The organism is Jiulongibacter sediminis, assembly GCF_001306455.1.
Classification (GTDB): Bacteria; Bacteroidota; Bacteroidia; order Cytophagales; family Spirosomataceae; genus Jiulongibacter; species Jiulongibacter sediminis.
The window spans coordinates 1,211,891-1,232,323 of sequence record NZ_LGTQ01000005.1 but is presented as its reverse complement, the minus strand read 5'-3'; the positions used below and the strand labels follow the sequence as shown (position 1 = coordinate 1,232,323).

The window sequence follows — 20,433 nt, the reverse complement described above, 5'->3', positions numbered from 1 at the left end:
TTTTGTTATTCAGTTATTGAGCTTCAAATTAGAAAAACCCTTTTTCGAATCAAATAAAAAAGGCCGCACATACGTACGGCCTTCTATAAATTCTATTTCAAAAATTTTATCTGTACATCACCTGATTTACAGCGTCAATTACTCGTTTTTCGTTTGGTAAAGTAGCCTCAATTATCGTTGGGGCATAGTTTAACGGAATATCCATGCTGTTCACACGAATTACCGGAGCATCCAGATAATCAAAGGCATTTCTTTGCAAATGATAACCAATTTCAGCAGATAGGGAGGCAATTGGAGGTCCTTCTTCCACCACCACACATCTGTTGGTTTTCTTTACTGATTCTACCACTGTGGCATAATCAATAGGACGTACAGTGCGAAGATCAATTACTTCAACACTCACACCGTCTTTTTTCAACTGCTCCACTGCAGGCATCACCACGCGAGGAAGCATTTTGCCAAACGTAACGATGGTTACATCAGAACCGCTCTCTACAACCTTCGCTTGCCCGAGTGGAATCAGGTATTCGCTTTCAGGTACTTCACCTTTATCACCATACATCTGCTCAGATTCCATAAAAATAACAGGATCGTTATCTCTAATGGAGGCTTTGAGCAAGCCTTTCGCATCGTATGGATTTGATGGAATGACTACTTTAAGACCTGGTGTGTTGGCATACCAGTTTTCAAAATTTGAAGAGTGCTGTGCACCCAATTGTCCTGCATTACCGGTAGGTCCTCTGAAGACGATTGGGGCAGAATATTGCCCGGCAGACATTGCCATTATTTTAGCCGCAGAGTTGATGATCTGATCGATCGCCACCAAAGAGAAGTTAAAAGTCATGAACTCAACAATAGGTCTCAAACCATTCATGGCAGAACCGACACCAATACCTGCGAAGCCAAGCTCAGCAATCGGGGTGTCTATCACGCGTTTCGGCCCAAACTCGTCTAACATTCCCTGACTGGCTTTGTAAGCACCGTTATATTCGGCTACTTCTTCGCCCATCAGATAAACATTTTCATCGCGACGCATTTCTTCTGACATCGCTTCTTTTATGGCATCTCTAAATTGAATCTCTCTCATTGGGTAATTTAATGAATGATCGGCATCTGCCTTTTAGGCGGGCAAAATTAGGCAAGGAAACTCAAATATGGAAGTCAATGCTCAATTATGGCTGGGCATTATTTCTCTCTATATTCAAAAAGGGTATCAATTAATGAACCTTGCCTAACGATTTAACCTTGAAAAGAAGAATCTTTAAGGAACATATACAACCTTTCAAACCAACGTTTCATTTAAAGAACAGATATTCAAATTTGGATTTAAAAGCCAACATAGCACTTCTCAAAAAAGGAGACCAGAGAGCCTGCAAAGAGGTTTTTGATGGCTTTGCCAATCAATTCATGGCTATTTCAAGACGGTATCTGGGTGATACGGCTGAAGCTCAGGATATGCTGACCAATGCTTTCGTGAAAATTTTCAAGCACGTCAAAAAAGCAGATTTTGAAAATGAGAAGGCCTTTGTAGGCTGGATGAAGCGAATCCTGATTAATGAATGTCTGATGGAGCTCAGGCGAAAGTCAAATTTTAAAATGATGCCTGAGGCCGAGTCTGATTTTGTGAGTATAGAGCCCAACATTATTCAGGAACTCACGGCCAATGAAATCATGAAAGAAGTAAAAGAGATGCCCACGGGCTACCGAACGGTTTTTAACCTTTATGTGGTGGAGGGCTATTCTCACGCTGAAATCGCAGAAAAGCTGAGTATTTCTGAGGGAACTTCAAAATCTCAGCTAAGTCATGCTAAAAAGTTTTTAAGATATAAACTGACAAAAATATATGGAAAAGAAGCTGGATCAAGACCATAGGCTTCTGGCTGAAAAGCTGGAAAGTTTTGAGGTAACAGACTTTTCAAAAGATGAGGTTTGGGGTGATATCTCTGCTCAGGTTTTTCAAACCAAAAAGAAAAGTGTGGCTTGGTGGTGGTATGCAGTAGCCGCTATGGTTTTACTGTGCGGAACTTTCTTCCTACTCCCGAAAGGGCAAGAGGAGGTGGCGAATGTAATACCAGTAGAAGTTGAAAACAGCCAGGAGTCTGCAACAACGAAAAATGCTCCTTTTGAAGAAACAATAGTTCCCAAATCCCTGGCAAATGCACAAGTGGAAAAGGAAGAACTAAGCAGAAGTGAGCCAGCGAGTATTCCTGTTTTAGCCTCTGTGATTGAGAAAAAAACTTCTAAAAATAAAGAGCAGGCAGAAAGCTCCGAAAGGTTACTGGCGGCTGTAGCGGTTACGGAAATCGAAGATTCTAAAGAAATGCGTGCTAAAAATCAATCCTCTGCTGCTGAAAAGAGAGTCGAACCTGTAAAAGAAATAGAGGTACATGATAAGATGGAAATAGAAGAAGTAGTTGAAAAGCAACCCCTTTTGGCCTCAAATTCATCAGTTGAAAGTATGGAAGGCAAGAAAGTGGTTCTGATTATTGATGATTTAGAAGAGGGCAGAACTAATAAGAAAGACAATCTTTTCCGTAAAATCGGGAAGTTCAACCGAACAGGGGAATGGGAGAAAACGGATAAAGAGAAAGGTATTTGGGCACGATTTATAGAAAGCACTAAGCCTGATCAAAAAGCAATACAATTATGAAAAAGCTAATTTTACCATTTCTGCTTGTACCAGGATTGCTACTAGCTCAAAAGGCAGATACTTTGCAGGCAAAAATTAAAGATTGTGCGGAAATTATCATCATCGCCAAAGATCCATCAGCATATGATGAACTCAGGAAGATGGACATCAATAAAATGGTGGGGCAGATGATTGATAATCTGGAAAAATCTGAAACCCGGGTAGCTTTTATGCGGGATAACAAAGGACACAAGTACAAGACTGAAAAAAAAGCCTTTTTGAGTGAAACCTATTTTAATTACAACATTGGGTTAACCTTCGGCGATAATGCTTATCACAGTCCAGAATTGTCCCTATTGCAAGCCGCTAATAGTTATAACAATCTGGCTAACGCAGCTGGTAGTAGTTATTTTTTGAATGTCAATAACAGATTAAAAAATCAGGTTATATCATCTCCATATTTGGCATTTTCAGTCAATAAAGATTTGAGATTAATTGAAAAAGAAAAGTCCAGACTTGGGGTAAAACTCAGTGCTGAACCATTCTTTACCTATGAAAACCTACGTTTTGACCCCGGAAGTCGTCAAAACCTATTTGGCTTGGGTGGAGTTTTTAAAACAGATGCCAGCGAATCGATGCCCGGATTTAATCCAGGTTTTCAAGAGTCAAGAATAGTTGACACCATTGCTATTGCCAGCTATAACGAGCTCAATAACACCTACAGTTATAAATTATATAACGGTCAGGATGATAGCCAGACTTTCACATCAATTCCGTATGATGTTTTAAAAGCGGGACTAAACCTTAAATTAATGCCAAAGTTTTCAGTCTATAATACTCAAGGGAAGCGTTTGTTTTCTTTGGCGATTGGTCCAACAGCAGGAATTAACCTCATTCGCAAATCGGTAACCAAAGTAAATAACTCCGAAGCTATAACAGACCCGATTTTAATTAGCGGCTCTCGACCGGGGCTTGGCAGGGTAGGACTGATGGCAGAGCTAGGAGTGGGCGGCATTAGCTTTTTTGGGCAATACGTGGTTTCTAACTCCAGATATGAGGGTAATGGACTACAGGTAATAAGAGAATATCAGGATCCGGCTTTACTATCAACTTACTCAACCGATAACTATTTTCAGCCTTACAGAACTTATATACTTAATTTCGGGCTCAAATTCGGTAAGTGATTCAGAATGAAAGTAACGCAAATTTATATTTACCCGGTTAAATCCCTTGGTGGTATTTCGCTGAATAATAGTCAATTGAGTGACAGGGGCTTGGAGTTTGATCGTAGGTGGCTTTTGATAAATGAGGAAGGAGAAGTTATGACTCAAAGAAGCTATCCTTCATTGGTCTATTTTCTAACATTGATAAGAAAAGACGGGATTGGAATAGTATTTTCTAAAGATGGTAGTCAATGTTTGATTCCGTTTCAGACGAGTTCTTCAAAGAGAGAAAAAGTGAGTGTTTGGGGAGATGAGTTTGAAATGGTAGAGGTAAGTAAAGCAGTGAGTCATTGGTTTTCAGATAAATTGGGAGAGCAGGTAAGATTGATGTACCAGCCTGATGACTCTTTAAGATTCATTGATCCCAGATATGCGGTTACCGATAAAGACGTTGTAAGCACGGCAGACGGCTATCCGGTTTTGATGATTAGTGAGGCGAGTCTGGAGGATCTGAATGGTCGGTTGGACGAGCCCGTTGAAATGCTAAGATTCAGGCCCAATCTGGTAATTGATGGTATAGAAGCCTATGCTGAGGATAATTTGGGCTCTATTAAAATTGGAGAAGCAGAGCTTATTGGGGTGAAAAACTGTGGCAGATGCGTCATGGTAACCATTGACCCCAAGGAAGCCACGCTTGGAAAAGAGCCTTTGAAAACCCTCTCTACCTATCGCAAAGATGGCTCTAAAGTGTTGTTTGGAAGAAATTTTTTAGTTGGATCCAATGGTGCGATACAAGTCGGTGATTCAGTAGAATTGGTCACTTTTTAGAATTGTATTTGGCTTATCCCCTTATTTTTTGAGAAAAATTGGGGAAAAGTATCTACATCTGTCGATTATTTTGTTTCTAACCCCAAGGGAACAGAATTACTTTGTTAATTTTGGGGACAATTAAATCCTACTATAACTCATATTATGACATGAAAACATTTACTACAGAAGTTCATTTGGGTGGAAGAATCCGGAAACCCGCCAATCAGGTGCTATTGTTGCGGTCCGACGTCAACTATACGCACATACATATGCGGAATGGCGATCACTATGTGGTGGCCACTACTTTAAAAAAACTAGAAGAGCGACTTGAGGGTCTGGGTTTCTGGCGGTTTAATAAGTCTGAAATGGTTAATATTTCCGCGGCTAAAATTCTTAAAAACGAAGGTATGGTAAAGGTTAGAAACCATGACCCTATGAAAATCTCAAGAAGAAAGAGGCAGAAAATGGAAAGCATTCTGTTTTCTCAGGGTGAGCTGGCTTAACTTTGTTGAAAATCTTCTTTTTTGAAGCCTTTCTTGAAATTTCTTCATTTGCTTAGTCTTGATGTGGTATTGGGTGCCATGCTCACATCAGTTATGTTCTGGCGTTTACCTGACGGTTCAGGCCCTATTGAAATGTCGGCGGTGATTTTATTAGGCATCAGTACATGGGTTATATACATTCTTGACCGCCTTTTAGATCTCAGAATTTACCCTGAAAACCTATCGGAACGGCACCGGTTTCATGCTGATCATCAGTATAACCTATCAATTCTTTTGGTTGTGCTTTCAGTTATTGGGCTGGTATTTTGCTTTCTTATTCCTTTAAAGGTTCTCACTTTTGGAGCTTGCATATCACTTACCCTTGTCGTGTACTTTTATGTTTTAAACAAAGTTTTCAACGGGAATAAACTGATTTGGATGAAAGAACCGGTAACCGCTGTTACCTATACATTGGCGGTAGTAGGAATTGCTTTTGTGAATCAAAGTTCAGTTAATCTAAGTGGCTGGATTCTCGCCATCTTTCTGTTTTTAATAGCTTCTCAGAATCTGCTTTTGTTCTCGTACTTTGAGGATCTCAATGAGCCTGCAGTTAAGAATACAGTGAGTTATTTTGGTCAATCTACCTCAAAGAAAATTATAACGGGTATCGCGGCACTTATCATGTTTTTGACCATATTCCTATTTTCGGGAGGCTGGGAGTATATTAATAAAGTAGCCCTGTTGATGATGGCTATGTCCCTCATCCTTTCGTTAATGCCTGCTTTTGAGAACTTTTTTCTCAAAAATGATAGATACAGGTGGATAGGTGATGGGGTTTTCCTTCTACCCGCTATTTTGTTTTTCGTTTAGGCTTTTTCCCTTTACTGTTCTTCTTTTCTTCCTCCTCTTTTTCTTTTATTTTTTGAAGACCTCTTCGGTAGGTGTAGAAGAGAAAACCCGCCAAAGCAAACATTAGGAAAAAGTAGTTATACTTCAATTCTTCACCTTTGTAAACAATACGATCGACCCACATGATCAAAAAGGCAAGGCTGCCGAAAAGGATAAGAGTGTTCAGGTATTTTTTCATTTCACAAAATTAATTCAATTGCCCCACAACTTTAAATTTTTCAAAAACCGAAGCGGTATGGGGAGCATCAGGTAGTTCATGCGTTAGATCTTGTCCTGCCCAATGTTCATAGTGTTTGCCATTTCGCCATAGTCTTGAGTCACTGACATCATAGATAAGCCCCTGAAAAGCCACCCAAATTTCGGGTTTATCCTGGCCGTTTCTAAGGGCTAGTTGGTTTTTTGAGAAAGACCTCAAAGCATCTTTTTGCATTCTTATTACGTATTGAATCTCAAAGATCGTTTGTTTTTTGTAATCCAATGATTAGGGCATAAAAAATGGCAAAAAAATTGTCATTGAAACAGAATACAGATAATTTTGACCTATATTTATTTCATCTAAAATTCAGAAATGAAAAAGACCATCGCTGTACTATCCATCGTAGCTTTTTTCTGCCTAAGCTCACTTTCTTGCAAAAAAGAACTCACCACGCAGGAGAGAATCGCTAAAGTTTGGGTGGCCAGAATTGTAAAAGAAAATTCAACTATCGTTTACTCCAGCGGTGGTTCTAATAATATTAAACCTGCTTACAGCAGTTATCGATTGAACTTGTCATCTCCTCCTACGGCCACTATCACTGAAATTGACGGACAGTCTTACACCGGAACATATTCGGTTCAGGGAGATAGCAAAATTGTTATTTCCGGAATATCGCCTGAGCCAACCGGAACGAACGGAGTTCTTGAGTTTAATATTAACTCTATCACTGAAGATAACACGGAGTTGGTTGTTCAATTAAGTACTCCATATCCGAAAACCGGAAATACCAAGAATGAGTATACACTCATTTCTCAATAACATTAATTACTTAGAAAATCAGGCAGGCCTTGGCCTGCCTTTTTTATTTTAAAATATGCAAAGAACTGACTTAGCCGAACTTGGTGAGTTTGGGCTGATTGAAAGAATTAAGAAGAATACCGAGACTGTTCAGCCATCAACTATTGTTGGTATTGGCGATGACGCTGCGGTAATCGACTCGGGTTCACATTACACTCTGGTGGCAACGGACATGTTGGTAGAGGGTATTCATTTTGACCTTTCATATACTCCGCTAAAGCATTTAGGCTATAAAGCTGTGGCTGTCAATATTTCAGATATTGCTGCTATGAATGGTTTTCCAAAGCAAATTACGGTGAGTATTGGGCTAAGTAACCGTTTCTCAGTAGAGGCCGTGGATGAGATTTATGAGGGAATTCATGCCGCCTGTAAGAATTACAAAGTTGATCTGGTAGGTGGTGACACAGCTTCCTCTAAATCAGGATTAATTATATCCGTTACTGCTATCGGGGAAGTGCCTAAAGAAGCCGTTACCTATCGAAAAGGTGCTCAGCCGAATGATGTCTTGTGTGCTACCGGAGATTTAGGAGCTGCCTATTTCGGTCTTCAGATTCTTGAAAGAGAGAAGCAGGTTTTCATGGAAAACCCGAATATGAGACCTGAATTAAAGGAACATGAGTATCTGGTGGGGCGTCAACTGAGGCCAGAAGGGCGAACTGACATCATTCATGAGCTGAAAGAGAGGAATGTAGTACCTACCAGTATGATTGATATTTCAGACGGACTTGCCTCTGAAATCTTACATCTTTCTCAGCATTCAGGTATGGGCTTCTCTGTTTTTGTAGATAATCTTCCTATTGAAAACAGTACTTTACTTGCAGCTGAAGAGTTCAAAGTCAATCCGATAACAGCAGTAGTGAATGGAGGGGAAGATTACGAGCTTTTGATGACCATTTCTCAGAAAGACTATGAAGAAATCAAAGGAATACCTGAGATAACGCCAATTGGTTTCGTAACCAAAGAGAAAAATAATATTTTAGTCACTAAATCAGGCGAACACGTTCAAATAAACGCTCAGGGATGGAAACATCTGGAAAACTCTTAGGCTTATTCTTTCTTTCTATTGTTCTTTTTGCCGAATGCAAATCGGATGATTCAGAGTTGCTTAGTCAGCAATTGGATGAATTAAAGGCAAGCTATATTGAAGACTCCAGAACAAAACTTTTTGAATTTGAGATTAAAGAAAATGTAGTCAAAGGTTTTACCGATCAACCTTCTCTTAAAAATGAGCTGAAGGAGTTTCTAGTGGAGAAATCAATCATTGATTCAGTATTTCTTGTACCCAATGAAACTCAGCAGAGTGATACTTTGGCCTTGGTCAACGTCTCAGTAGCCAATATCAGAAGTCAGCCGAAACACTCCGCCGAATTGAGCACACAGGCTTTAATGGGTATGCCGGTGAGAGTTCTGTACAAAACCGGAGGTTGGTACAGGATACAAACCCCGGACAAGTATTTAGGATACATTGAGTCTGGTGTTTTAAGCTTCGTCAATGAAATTCCTGATAACAGGGTTGTTTTCTCTAAAGAGCTTGGGTTTATTTTTGAAAAACCTGCTGAAGGCTCGAAACACTTGTCAGATTTGGTTTTGGGAAACCTGTTTGAGCCAATGGAGTCTGACGGTAGTTTTCAAAAGGTTAAATTGCCCGATGGCAGGGAGGGCTTTATCCCTCAAAATCAATTGAAATCTATTCATGATTTTGTCTCAACGGCTTCTGCAGGCGATTTAGAATTTATGACTTCCCGGTTTCTTGGTGTGCCGTACCTTTGGGGTGGAACTAGCTTTAAAGGTGTTGATTGCAGTGGTTTTTCAAAAAATGTAATGCTCCAAAAAGGTCTTTATCTGCCACGAGATGCTTCACAGCAGGCCCTTGTTGGTGATGAAATTGAAACCGGAGAAAACTTTGAGAATCTTGAAAGAGGTGACCTTTTGTTTTTTGGTCGCCCACCAGGCAAAGTTACGCATGTTGCTATATATCTTGGAAATCATCGTTTTATACACTCTTCAGGAATGGTGAAATACGGAAGTTTTGACCCTGCTTCACCTGAATATGATGAGTTTAATCGCAATAGATTTTTATTTGCTAAAAGGGTACTTGATAGCGATCTAGTATCCCGTCTCAACCCTATTACATTTTATTAAAATGAAGAAATCTCTCTTTAGTGTTTTATTGCTCGCGGGTTTGGCTGCGTGTAATTCTTCTCATCAAAAGCTGAGTCAGGAGGAATACAATGCTCTCACTGATGAACAAAAAAGAAGTGTTGAATATGCTTTGGAAGGCATTGACTTGTTAGACAAGGACCTTGAGCTTTCTCTGTTTGCTTCTGAGCCGATGCTGAGAAATCCAACAAATATGGATATCGACGACAAAGGAAGAGTGTGGGTTTGTGAAGGGTTTAATTACCGAAACGAATTGAATCCAAGAAATCCGTACGACGAGAAAGGCGATCGAATTCTGATTCTGGAAGATACCGATGGTGATGGTAAAGCGGATAAGTCTAAAGTATTCTATCAGGGAGAAGACATCAATTCAGCTCTTGGTATAGGCGTTTTTGGTAATAAAGTTATTGTATCCAGAAGTCCGCACGTTTTTGTTTTTACCGATGAAGATGGTGATGACGTTCCGGATAAGAAGGAAATACTATTTGAAGGGATTGGAGGAGAGCAGCATGACCACGGCATGCACGCATTTACTTTCGGGCCTGACGGTAAATTTTATTTTAACTACGGTAACGCAGGAGAAGGGCTGTTGACGAAAGGTGGTAAGCCACTTTATGATTCTAAAGGTCGCAAAATAGCTGCGGAAGGAAAGCCTTACCGGGAAGGAATGGTTTATCGCTCAGACTTGGATGGGAGTAATGTAGAAATCCTTGCCTGGAATTTTCGGAATAATTACGAAGTTACCGTTGACTCTTACGGTCGTATGTGGCAGTCTGACAACGATGACGACGGTAACAGAGGTACCCGTATCAACTACGTAATGGATTATGGAAACTACGGTTTCAAAGATGAGATGACCGGAGCCGACTGGCGAACCAGAAGGGTTAATATGTCTGATTCTATTCCGTTGGCTCACTGGCATTTAAATGATCCTGGAGTGGTGCCGAATCTACTTCAAACCATGGCTGGTTCGCCAACAGGAATTACGATGTATGAAGGCGATATGCTGCCTGCAAAATACAAAGGCCAGATGCTTCATACAGATGCCGGGCCTAATGTGATGAGAGCTTATCCTGTTAAGAAGAGTGGTGCTGGTTTTACAGCAGAAATTTCCGGAATCTTGGATGGTAACAAAAGGGATAATTGGTTCAGACCTTCTGATGTGACTGTAGCTCCGGATGGTTCTGTTTTTGTGTCGGACTGGTACGATCCGGGTGTGGGTGGTCATGCCATGGGCGATGTGGCACAAGGAAGAATCTATAGGGTAACATCCAAAGGGCATAAGGGCTATGAGGTGAAAACGCCTGACTATAGTTCCCTAGAAGGAGCGTTAGAGGCCTTAAAAAGTCCTAATACAGCCACAAGATATAAAGGTTGGGTTAGTCTGCATGAAATGGGCCCAGAGGCAGAAGAAGCTTTGGTTGCTCTTTACAGCGGATCAGATGAGCTCATGAAAGCCAGGGCATTCTGGTTACTGACTAAACTTGATGGTAAGGGAAGAGAGTATATCGAAAAAGCGGCGGAAGACAAAAGCGAAGATATCAGAGTCGCTGCGATTCGGGCTGCCCGGGAATTAAAAAATGAAGATTTGTCCTTTTTGTACAATACCCTTTCTCAAGATCAATCAGCTCAGGTGAGAAGAGAAGTCGCTTTAGCGATTCGTTTTAAAGATGCTCCGGAAACATGGCTGAATCTGGCCAAAGCCTATGATGGTCAGGATAGATGGTACCTGGAAGCTCTCGGTATCGCAGCCGAAGATCAATGGGATATTTATTTGCCGTCCTATCTGGAGCAGATGGGAGAAAATTGGGATGACGAAAAGGCCGCAAGGGATATTGTTTGGCGAAGCCGAAGTAGTATGACCATGGATTTGCTTGGAAGGCTCATTGCTGAAGAAAAAGGTGAGAATAAGCTTCGTTATTTCAGAGCCATGGATTTTCAATCGAACGGAGACAAAAACAGCGTTCTGTTGAGTCTTTTAGGAAATACATCTGACGTTTCTGAGAAAGTTGTCATCTTCAAGCAATTGGATATTAACGACCTTTCTGAATATCCTAAACTTGAAGAGGAGCTTAGCAGTATTCTGGCGGAAGTCAGTGATACTGATTTCCTTGATTTGGTTAGCAAGTATTCAATTTCGTCTGAAAAAGACCGCCTTTTGATGCTTGTTCGAAAAAGTGAAGAAGGACGGGATATTCAACAAGGTGCCCGAATGTTCATAAACTTGTATGGTATTGGTGAGGTCAAAAAGTTAATGAATGATGAAAATCAGGATAATGCCCTTAATGCCATAGAACGTTTTGGTCTTGTGGATGAAACTCCGGTAACGAACTTATTGATTTCCATTTTTAATGATAAAAATAAGGCTATTGCCGAACGTGAAATGGCTATGGAGGCCATGAATGGCTGGAGAAGCGAGGAGATCCTTTGGGATATGATTCAGAAAAATAAGGTTTCTGAGGAAGTCATGCCTATCGCTAAAAGACACATGCTGGCTACCTGGCATAATGATATCAGGGCCAAGGCCAATGACTTTTTTGACGACGGTTCTGAAGAAGAAATTGATGTAAAAACTCTATTGGCCAAAACAGGGAAGCCTTCTGAAGGTCAAAAAGTTTTTGACATGTATTGTAAGACTTGTCATATGGTTAATGGAAATGGTGTTGACTTTGGTCCTGGCTTAAGTCAAATCGGAGCAAAACTCTCAAAAGATGGATTATACAATGCCATTTTGAATCCTTCGGAGGGTATGGGCTTTGGCTATGAGACTCAGCAGATTATCATGAATGATGGTACCGAAATTCAGGCGATTATTACTTCAAAGACGGAGAATGAGGTCAATGTCAAATTGCTTGGTCAGTCAGACCAAACCCGATATCCATTATCAGATGTTAAATCGATCAAACAGCTGAATACCTCTTTAATGCCGAAGTTTCCACTGGAGGAACAGCAGATGGTTAATTTAGTGGAGTACCTGAGCGGATTGAAATAGTCAACCTTGAAGATTAGTATAGAATATTGCCCCAAGTGTGGTTGGATGCTGAGAGCCGCATGGATAGCTCAGGAGTTATTGACCACTTTTGAGCAAGAACTGACGGAGGTGAGTCTCGTTCCGTCAAAGACTGGCGGTATTTTTCAGGTAAGAACACCGGATAAACTGGTTTTTGACCGTAAAGAATACGGTGGTTTTCCTGAACCCAAGGTGTTGAAACAATTGGTTCGGGATGCTATTGCTCCACAGAAAAAACTTGGACATTCAGATTCAACTTCAGAATGAAAGGGAAGTACCATTTAAGTCCGTTAGAAATTCGTTGGCAGCGATTCTTTAGAGAATTAAAACATTCTCGTTTCGGGCTGAAGGTGCTTCAGAGAATGCCTCAAAGAATCAGAGATAATATGCCCTATGAGGCTATTCCACTTTGGATTGCCTCCGTTTTGACGGGCTTAGTCTCTGTTTTCTACGAGAAGCTTTTTGAGTGGTTTGAAAAAGGTGGTGAAGCGATCTTTCATCATAATCCTTACCTGATTTTTGTTTCAGCACCTGTTTTTATGCTTTTGGGCTGGTTTCTTGTTGATAAATATGACAAGAATTCAGGAGGTAGCGGTATTCCTCAATTAATGGCTGCGGTAGAAATTGCCGGAACCAGAAGGGCAAGGGCAGTCAATATTTTATTGAGTATCAAAACCATTGTCATCAAAATTTCAAGTAGCTGTCTAATACTACTTGGTGGCGGGGCTATTGGGCGAGAGGGGCCTACACTTCAAATCTCAGGCTCTATTTTCCATACGGTCTATCGCTTCATTCCTGATGGCTGGGCAAAGGTTTCGCATAAAATCATGATAATTACCGGCGGGGCTTCTGGTCTGGCCGCGGCTTTTAATACACCACTCGGAGGGATTGTGTACGTGGTGGAGGAATTGACGAAATCACATATTGGTAAGTTCAGAACTGCTGTTTTCTCAGCGGTGATTATTTCTGGGATGTCTGCTCAGTTATTTCTTGGTTCCTATCTTTATTTAGGTTACCCCAAGCTGAATCCTATGCCGCTCACGGGTATCGTTTGGGTTATTCTTTTATCCGTGATTTCAGGATATGCCGGTGCATTATTTTCTAAAATTCTACTGTACATCAATAAGTTACGGAAACAAGTTAATAAGAGGAGTCATCAGATTTTAGTGGTTCTTCTTTTGTCTCTTTCTTTTGCTACGCTTGTGTTTTTTGCCGGTACCTTTACCATGGGTACAGGTAAGCCACTGATTAACAGGATACTTTTTGAACCGGGAGAATTACCTTGGTATATGTTTCCCGCCCGTTTTTTTGGTAGTGTTTTAACCTTTTCAGTTGGTGGTGCCGGAGGAATATTTGCTACTTCTTTGTCTTCCGGAGCTTCTTTGGGGCATTTTCTGGTTAATTTTCTGAACATTACAGGTTCATATCATAATCTTTTGGTACTCGTGTGTATGATCGGTTTTTTGACTGGAGTAACTCGCTCGCCTTTTACAGCAGCAATTTTAGTCTTGGAAATGACCGACCGGCACTCAGCTATCTTCTATTTTTTATTGGCGGGGACAGTGTCAAATTTAGCTGCTGGTCAATTGATGTCAGGTTCTTTCTATGAGATTCAAAAAGAGAGCTTTCTCCGCAAAATCAGGTCAATCAGGATTCCAAAATAAATATTTGCCAAATAACGGCTCAGGATCGCTTTTTGAGTATAAATGATGAACAAACAACGGTACTAATTCAAACCTTACAACCGTTAATGCATCTATCTACCCAAAAATAGCGACCAATGAAAGGTACTCCACTCTGGCTTTTTTCTCTTATAATTCTCCAAACCTCATGTAAAGAAGTAGCTCCGCCTTCGAGTATTTCGGGGTCTTACTTCCCTGAAGGGGCTGAATGGACCGAAGTAGGCCCAGATGCCCTGGAAATTACTAATGCCGAACAAAAGAAGCTTCGTGATTTTCTGGAAAGTACCAATACCCGAGCTTTCCTGTTGCTAAAGGATGGCAAAATCGTTCTGGAAGAATATTTTGGGAAAGACCTTTTAACTGGTCAGAACTTTAATAAAGACAGTTACTGGTACTGGGCCTCAGCCGGTAAAACATTGACTGCTTTTACTGTTGGTTTGGCTCAGGAGCAGGGCTTTCTGGATATCAATCAAAAAACATCAGACTTTCTTGGGGTTGGCTGGACGGCCATGACAAAGGAAAAGGAAGATTTGGTGACAGTCAAACATCAATTGACCATGACCAGTGGAATGGATATTGAAGTGCCAGATCCCTTTTGTTTTGAGCCTCAATGTCTACAATACAAAGCAGATGCAGGTACCCGGTGGGATTACCATAATGGCCCCTATACATTGCTTGATAATGTGATAGCAAATGCCACCAAACAAAATTTCGATACTTATTTTAACCAAAACCTTAGGGATAAAATAGGTATGGATGGCTTTTGGAGATACGTGGATAACAATCACGTTTACTTTTCGACAGCCCGTTCAATGGCTCGTTTTGGCATTTTAATGATGAATAATGGCGATTGGGATGGTGAGGTCATTATGAAGGATAAATCCTATTTCAAAAGCATGGTTAATACGTCTCAAAATTTGAATGAAGCCTACGGATATCTGTGGTGGTTAAATGGCAAAGACACTGGAATGGTGCCGGGTGCTCAGATTGTGTTTAAACGATGGATCACTCCGAACGCTCCAAAAGATATGTTCGCGGCTATGGGCAAAAACGGGCAGCAGTTAAATATTGTACCCTCCAGAAATCTGATCATAGTAAGAATGGGTGAAAGTCCGGATGCCAGCCAAACGGGTATTCAGTTTCAGGATGATATGTGGGCGGAGTTGAATAAAATTCTGAATTAAGCTTAAATTGAGGTTTGATTTAAAGTCCAGCTATGTTCAGAAAGCTCTTTTTGTTAGGCCTTTTTCTGAGTTGTCAGGTTCTCCAAGCTCAGCAGTTTAAAGACCTCATCTTCGCCGAAACACCTCAAAGAGACCTTGGATTAGACATTTATTTGCCTGCAGGCGTTGCAAATCCACAAATGATTGTCTGGGTACATGGTGGTGCCTGGCACTCGGGTAGTAAAGAAAATCCGCCACTGGATTTGCTGAAAAGGGGTTTCGCTCTGGCTAGCATAGAATACCGGCTTTCAGTAGAAGCACCTTTTCCGGCGATGATGCATGATATCAAGGCTGCCGTTCGTTTTTTGCGTGGCAATGCCTCAAAATACGGCTTTCAAAAAGATAAAATAATCATTTGGGGATCATCTGCCGGTGGACATCTGGTAGCTTTAGCTGGTCTGACGAATGGAAACGAGGCTTTGGAAGGTAATTTGGGAGATTATCTCAGCGAAAGCTCTGATGTCAATTTGACGTTTGACTTTTTTGGCCCGACAAACTTTACAACGATTCTTAATCAATCAACTCCGCATGGCGTGAGCGTCAGAGCTCCGGCTTTGGCTTTACTTTTAGGAAAACCACTTGATCAGGTTCCTGATCTTGCAAAATTGGCAAGTCCGGTCTTTCATGTCGATCAAAGCGATCCGCCTATGTTCATTGTACATGGTAACCAAGATCCACAGGTACCTATTAATCAATCCATTGAACTTTGGCTAAAACTAAAAGAGGCTGGCGTCAGAACTGTCATTGAAATTCTACCGAATGATACACACGGCGGCCCCGGCTTTTCTGATGACGCCTTTATTAATAAGGTTGTAGAGTTTATTGAGGAGAATCTTTGATTAAATACTAAAACCGCCACCCTAAGTTAAACCCAAGTCCTCTTAAACCAACATAAGGCACTTTTTGGAAGGCATTGATTTCGGCTTTTTCGTCGCCAACGGTTACAGAGTAATAATCAGTATTAAGTTTGGAACGGTCAATAATTTTGCCTTTAAGATAGTTTTTCTCGTTTTCATCAAGCCTTGAAAGCAGGCTTTGTTCCACTGTGGCGTAAACCTTTTGACCCTTGCCTAAGTGAGGGCCAATCAAAACGACATCCAGACTCAGTCTCTTTCCAAGATTAAACTGTTTTCCAACCAAAATACCGCCTGAGATCGTTCTGATATCAAAAGCGATGGGGACTTTTGAGAGCTCAACTGTCTGACCATCATATTGAACCTCCAAAGAGGCAGGAATTTTGGCGTCAAAGTCTTCAAACTGACCAAAAAATCCTATAAACGCTCTGTTCTTTTTCTTTCCGAAGTAATATCGAAGCTCTGGGGAATAACCCTTAACTCCCATTTCAGCGAGGTCGACGAAAATGTATTCAAAATCAACTCCAGTGACACCTAAGCCGTGCTTTTTTGCAACCTTATCTGCAGTTGTTCCAAAGGGTATGCTCTTTAACGGACGGTAGAAAAAGGTATTATTGAAGGAAAAATTAGAGCCCAGCATTCGCTCATATTGAACAGAATAAAGCTGAAAGCCAGCACTGGCCAGATTTACTTTTAAACTGTTTTCAGGCAATTCTTGTGCTTGTAAAAAAAGAGGGAAAGCAAGAAGGAAGAACAGGGTTTTACGCAAAGTCTAATTTTTTAAGGCCTTTTCGGCTATTGAAAGATGGTCATCAGTTATCTCAAGATGAGTTACAAAACGAACCAAATGTTTTCCAAAGGTTACAGTCTTAATACCTATTTTCTCAAAAGCTCTAACGAAATCCGTCGCTAAAATACTATCCTGAAGTTCAAAAATCACAATATTCGTTTCGATTGGGTAGACTGATTTTACAAAAGGTAAAGGCTTAAGTATCTCTCCCAGCTCTTTGGCACGACGATGATCTTCTTTGAGTCTTTCCACATGATAATCCAAAGCATAAATGCCTGCTGCAGCCAAAATGCCAGCCTGACGCCATCCACCACCCCAGGTTTTGCGTTGCTTGCGTGCTTTTTTTATCAAGTATTTAGAGCCAATTAAAAGGGAGCCTACAGGGCACCCGAGACCTTTTGACAAACACACCGAGATGCTGTCAAACACCTGCCCGTAGTCTTCAGGCGTTTCATTGGTTTCTACCAGAGCGTTAAAAAGTCGAGCTCCGTCAAGATGGAGTTTGAGACCATTTTGTTGACAGAGAGAACTGATTTTTTTTATTTCCTCAAAATTATAAATCGCACCGCCACCTTTGTTCATGGTGTTTTCCAAAGAAACCAAAGTGGGCATAGCAAAATGAATATCTTCTGTTTTCATGGCTGATTTGACCATATCGGCTGTAATTCTTCCACGATCGCCATGAAGAAGCCTTACAGAACATCCGGCATTTGCGGCAATACCTCCTGCTTCATAAAGGTATACATGTGAAAGTTCGTCACAAATAACCTCTTCACCCGGCTGGGTCTGGCATTTTATGGCTAGTTGGTTGGCCATGGTGCCTGAGGCTGTAAAAAGGGCAGCCTCCATCCCGAAAAGTCGAGCAACTTTTTCTTCCAAAGCGTTCACGGTGGGGTCGTCGCCAAAAACATCATCACCTACTTTGGCTCCTAGCATTTGCTCAAGCATAGCAGGTGTTGGTCTTGTAATAGTATCGCTTCTGAAATCAGCGGTCATGTTTTTTAATTGATAAAGTTGAGGTAAATTTAGTGAGAAGTGTCCGGCTCTCATAACCACAATTCGTGGGATAAACGACCTTTTTGATAACTGCGTAATTAAATCGATGGGTTTCAGACTTAGTATTAATTTATTTCATCAAACTTTGCAAAATTTTTAGAATGGACTGGTCAAAGTTGAAAGTTTATTATCATGATTTTGTCAATCATGAATATGTCAAAAAGGGATTGTCAGGTACTCAAAAGCTCTGGAAAAAACTTGTTTTTGATAAAGATCAATTTAAAGCAGCGGGTAAAAGAAAAAGAATTCTGTTAACCACCAAGGCTATATTTACTTTGATTGTTCTTTTTTTTATTGCCCTTGAGCTTAATTTCCTGTGGCTTTTTGGGGGAATGCCCAGCATGAAAGAGGCCCGTAACCCCAAACTTTCGGTACCTACTCAGGTTTTGACAGAAGACCTGCAGGTTTTAGGTCAATTTTATCTCGAAAACAGAAACCCAGTTGACTTCTCAGAGATTGATTCACTCACCATTGACGCTCTCATTGCGACCGAGGATATAAGATTTTATCAGCATAACGGACTTGATTTACGGTCGCTTCCTGGTATGTTTTTCTCCACACTTACGGGAGACACCAGAGGAGGGAGTACCATCAATCAGCAGGCGGTGAAAAATATTTATAAAACCCGGAGAGACAGATCTCAGGGTTTACTGGGGTACATTCCGGTGGTAAGAACCATTATTGCCAAACTCAAGGAGTGGGATGTAGCCATTAAAATGGACTTCTTTTTCACGAAAAATGAAATTCTGGCCCTCTATCTCAATGCCGTGGATTTTGGAGACACCACCTATGGAATCAAACTGGCCAGCAAGCACTTTTTCTCAAAAGAGCCTAAAGATCTAAGTTTACACGAATCGGCTCTGTTGATTGGTATTCTCAAAGGAACAAGCTATTACAGCCCTAAACGCCATCCTGAAAGAGCTCTGGATAGACGAAATGTGGTCTTATCACAAATGCTCCGCTACGGAAAAATCAATCAGGAGCAATACGATAAAGCCCTGCAACAGCCTCTGGGACTGAAACTTACCGAGGTGGTGAAAGAGCACTCCAAAGCTCCTTATTTCAGAACCATGCTGAGGCCAGTGTTGGAAAAATGGTGTGATGAAAACGGCTACAATCTTTACACCGATGGATTGAAAGTTTACACCACCATCAACTATACTATGCAGGAAATGGCTGAAAAGGCTGTTGAAGAGCATTTGGTGGAGCTGCAGAAGCTGTTCGTTGCCGAGCAAGGTTCTTATAAATTCTGGTTTGATCGTCAGATAGCTAAAGAAAAAGCCGAATACAAAAGGGAGCATCCTAAGGAGAAGGAACTGCCGCTGATGCCCGCTGAAAAAACCTTGAATTCTTTGATTGAGAATTCTGAGGTTTATAAGCGGTTGAAAAGCTCAGGTTTGAATGATAGCCAGATCAGAGTAAAAATGGCTGAACCGCATGCCACCCGTATTTTGACGCATCGCGGCGAAAAGGAAATTACCATTTCCGCTATTGATTCTATCAAAACCGTGGCTCAGTTTCTTCAGGCGGGTTTATTGAGTGTTGACGCCTCCAATATGCATGTTAAAGCGTGGGTAGGCGGCAGTAATTTTGATTATTTCAAATACGATCACGTAGCACAGGCCAAACGTCAGGTAGGTAGTGCCTTTAAGCCCATAGTGTATGCATCGGCCATTGAAAATGGTATTGATAAGTGCACCTTGGTGGTAGATGAGCCTTTTTCAATCAAAACAGTCATTAACGGAGAGTCTGCCAATTGGGAACCGAAGAACTCCTCCGGCAAATTCTCTTACGCTCCGATGCCTATGCGTACAGCTTTGGGCCGAAGTGTGAATTCTGTGGCTATACGTATGTTGCAAAGCGTTGGGGTTGACAAGGTGATTGAAACGGCTAAAAAGTTAGGCATCAGCTCAAATCTTGATGCAAATCTTTCACTGGCATTGGGTACCAGCGATATTAGTCTCGAGGAATTGGCCCGTGCTTACGTTCCTTTTGTCAACCTTGGTCAGGGAGGTGATCTCGTCATTCTGACAAAAATTGAAAATAAGGAAGGAGAGGTAGTTTACGAATCCGAGACCAAAATGGAACAGTTGCTTGAGCCTCATACCGCCTATGAAATGTCTTTCTTGCTTCGCGGTTCTGTAGAAGTGGGTGGAGGTACTTCCAGGAGGCTTTATTCTTATGGCGTTGCCGAGGGCAATGAAATCGGAGGTAAAACAGGCACCACCAATGACTACCGCGATGGCTGGTTTATGGGAATCACACCCGGACTGGTCACCGGAGTTTGGGTAGGCTGTGAGGATAATCGCATTCATTTTACAAATGCCAATGGCCAGGGAGGCCGGGCGGCTTTGCCTATTTTTGGACGTTATATGAAAGCTGTTTATGCAGATAAAAACACCCAATATAAAAAGGGTAAGTTTCCAAAACCGGAGGACTACACCGAGTCGGTTTATTGTTATGAGCCTGAGGTTATTTCAGATTCGTTGCAATTTGTGATGGACAGTCTGGCCAGAGATAGTGCCCGTCTTTTGATCGATCCCATCCAAAATCGACGCTTAGATAGTATTCGAATAAGCCTTTAAGCAACGCTTTCTAAAAGAATTCAACC

The 20,433-nt window shown here is 41.3% G+C and carries 19 protein-coding genes and 1 pseudogene; 15 read left to right on the top strand and 5 right to left on the bottom strand.

Annotation, left to right across the window (positions count from 1 at the left end; genetic code table 11):
- Positions 1-106: 106 nt before the first annotated feature.
- A pseudogene (locus AFM12_RS05470) lies at positions 107-1,102 on the bottom strand (pyruvate dehydrogenase complex E1 component subunit beta); the annotation flags it as partial.
- Between the two features lie 218 nt (positions 1,103-1,320).
- Here AFM12_RS05470 and AFM12_RS05465 point away from each other — a divergent pair.
- From AFM12_RS05465 to AFM12_RS05440, 6 genes are all read left to right on the top strand, one after another.
- Positions 1,321-1,872, top strand: coding sequence for an RNA polymerase sigma factor (locus AFM12_RS05465; RefSeq protein WP_157687294.1), 552 nt, complete (start codon positions 1,321-1,323; stop codon positions 1,870-1,872).
- Positions 1,844-2,650 carry a hypothetical protein gene (locus AFM12_RS05460; RefSeq protein WP_055144731.1) on the top strand — a complete coding sequence of 269 codons (807 nt, stop codon included), beginning with the start codon at positions 1,844-1,846 and terminating at the stop codon, positions 2,648-2,650. Before AFM12_RS05465 ends, AFM12_RS05460 begins: the two co-directional genes overlap by 29 nt.
- The gene (locus AFM12_RS05455) at positions 2,647-3,813 is read left to right on the top strand and encodes a hypothetical protein (RefSeq protein ID WP_055144728.1); all 1,167 of its coding nucleotides are present in this window, start codon (positions 2,647-2,649) and stop codon (positions 3,811-3,813) included. Before AFM12_RS05460 ends, AFM12_RS05455 begins: the two co-directional genes overlap by 4 nt.
- Before the next feature lie 6 nt (positions 3,814-3,819).
- Entirely contained in the window at positions 3,820-4,620 is an 801-nt protein-coding gene (locus tag AFM12_RS05450) for an MOSC domain-containing protein (protein WP_055144725.1), read from the top strand.
- 149 nt (positions 4,621-4,769) lie between these two features.
- Positions 4,770-5,105, top strand: coding sequence for a LytR/AlgR family response regulator transcription factor (locus AFM12_RS19460; RefSeq protein WP_131458206.1), 336 nt, complete (start codon positions 4,770-4,772; stop codon positions 5,103-5,105).
- Between the two features lie 33 nt (positions 5,106-5,138).
- A complete protein-coding gene (locus tag AFM12_RS05440; protein WP_131458204.1) occupies positions 5,139-5,954 on the top strand; it encodes a hypothetical protein in 816 nt (271 codons plus the stop codon).
- Here AFM12_RS05440 and AFM12_RS05435 read toward each other — a convergent pair.
- Together AFM12_RS05435 and AFM12_RS05430 are read right to left on the bottom strand one after the other, a co-directional pair.
- A complete protein-coding gene (locus AFM12_RS05435) occupies positions 5,935-6,171 on the bottom strand; it encodes a hypothetical protein (RefSeq protein ID WP_055144716.1) in 237 nt (78 codons plus the stop codon). The two genes, AFM12_RS05440 and AFM12_RS05435, sit on opposite strands and share 20 nt — an antisense overlap.
- Before the next feature lie 9 nt (positions 6,172-6,180).
- The gene (locus AFM12_RS05430) at positions 6,181-6,423 is read right to left on the bottom strand and encodes a cytochrome b5 domain-containing protein (RefSeq protein WP_374754261.1); all 243 of its coding nucleotides are present in this window, start codon (positions 6,421-6,423) and stop codon (positions 6,181-6,183) included.
- A gap of 138 nt (positions 6,424-6,561) precedes the next feature.
- Between AFM12_RS05430 and AFM12_RS05425 the strand changes: the two genes are divergently transcribed.
- From AFM12_RS05425 to AFM12_RS05390, 8 genes are all read left to right on the top strand, one after another.
- The gene (locus tag AFM12_RS05425) at positions 6,562-7,008 is read left to right on the top strand and encodes a hypothetical protein (protein WP_055144713.1); all 447 of its coding nucleotides are present in this window, start codon (positions 6,562-6,564) and stop codon (positions 7,006-7,008) included.
- 55 nt (positions 7,009-7,063) lie between these two features.
- Positions 7,064-8,092 (top strand): thiamine-phosphate kinase, encoded by a 1,029-nt coding sequence (thiL, locus tag AFM12_RS05420; protein WP_055144710.1) that lies wholly within the window; start codon positions 7,064-7,066, stop codon positions 8,090-8,092.
- On the top strand, positions 8,068-9,189 hold the full coding sequence (locus tag AFM12_RS05415; RefSeq protein ID WP_055144708.1) for an SH3 domain-containing C40 family peptidase: 1,122 nt from the start codon (positions 8,068-8,070) through the stop codon (positions 9,187-9,189). The genes thiL and AFM12_RS05415 overlap by 25 nt, the downstream gene beginning before the upstream one ends.
- A 1-nt stretch (position 9,190) precedes the next feature.
- Positions 9,191-12,199 carry a PVC-type heme-binding CxxCH protein gene (locus tag AFM12_RS05410; protein WP_055144705.1) on the top strand — a complete coding sequence of 1,003 codons (3,009 nt, stop codon included), beginning with the start codon at positions 9,191-9,193 and terminating at the stop codon, positions 12,197-12,199.
- A 6-nt stretch (positions 12,200-12,205) separates the two neighbouring features.
- On the top strand, positions 12,206-12,484 hold the full coding sequence (locus AFM12_RS05405) for an Rdx family protein (RefSeq protein ID WP_172678806.1): 279 nt from the start codon (positions 12,206-12,208) through the stop codon (positions 12,482-12,484).
- Positions 12,481-13,881: a chloride channel protein gene (locus tag AFM12_RS05400; RefSeq protein ID WP_082391202.1), complete on the top strand. Its 1,401-nt coding sequence runs from the start codon at positions 12,481-12,483 to the stop codon at positions 13,879-13,881. Before AFM12_RS05405 ends, AFM12_RS05400 begins: the two co-directional genes overlap by 4 nt.
- 116 nt (positions 13,882-13,997) lie before the next feature.
- Positions 13,998-15,083, top strand: a complete 1,086-nt coding sequence (locus tag AFM12_RS05395; protein ID WP_082391201.1) for a serine hydrolase domain-containing protein — start codon at positions 13,998-14,000, stop codon at positions 15,081-15,083.
- A 32-nt stretch (positions 15,084-15,115) separates the two neighbouring features.
- Positions 15,116-15,961 carry an alpha/beta hydrolase gene (locus AFM12_RS05390; protein ID WP_055144699.1) on the top strand — a complete coding sequence of 282 codons (846 nt, stop codon included), beginning with the start codon at positions 15,116-15,118 and terminating at the stop codon, positions 15,959-15,961.
- A 7-nt stretch (positions 15,962-15,968) separates the two neighbouring features.
- Here AFM12_RS05390 and AFM12_RS05385 read toward each other — a convergent pair whose 3' ends face one another.
- Both AFM12_RS05385 and AFM12_RS05380 read right to left on the bottom strand, forming a co-directional pair.
- A complete protein-coding gene (locus tag AFM12_RS05385) occupies positions 15,969-16,745 on the bottom strand; it encodes a DUF3575 domain-containing protein (protein WP_055144696.1) in 777 nt (258 codons plus the stop codon).
- Positions 16,746-16,748: 3 nt separating this feature from the next.
- A complete protein-coding gene (locus AFM12_RS05380) occupies positions 16,749-17,762 on the bottom strand; it encodes a threonine aldolase family protein (protein ID WP_055145189.1) in 1,014 nt (337 codons plus the stop codon).
- Positions 17,763-17,923: 161 nt separating this feature from the next.
- On the opposite strand from AFM12_RS05380, the gene AFM12_RS05375 reads away from it, so the two are divergent.
- A complete protein-coding gene (locus AFM12_RS05375; RefSeq protein WP_055144693.1) occupies positions 17,924-20,407 on the top strand; it encodes a penicillin-binding protein 1A in 2,484 nt (827 codons plus the stop codon).
- Positions 20,408-20,433: the final 26 nt, after the last annotated feature.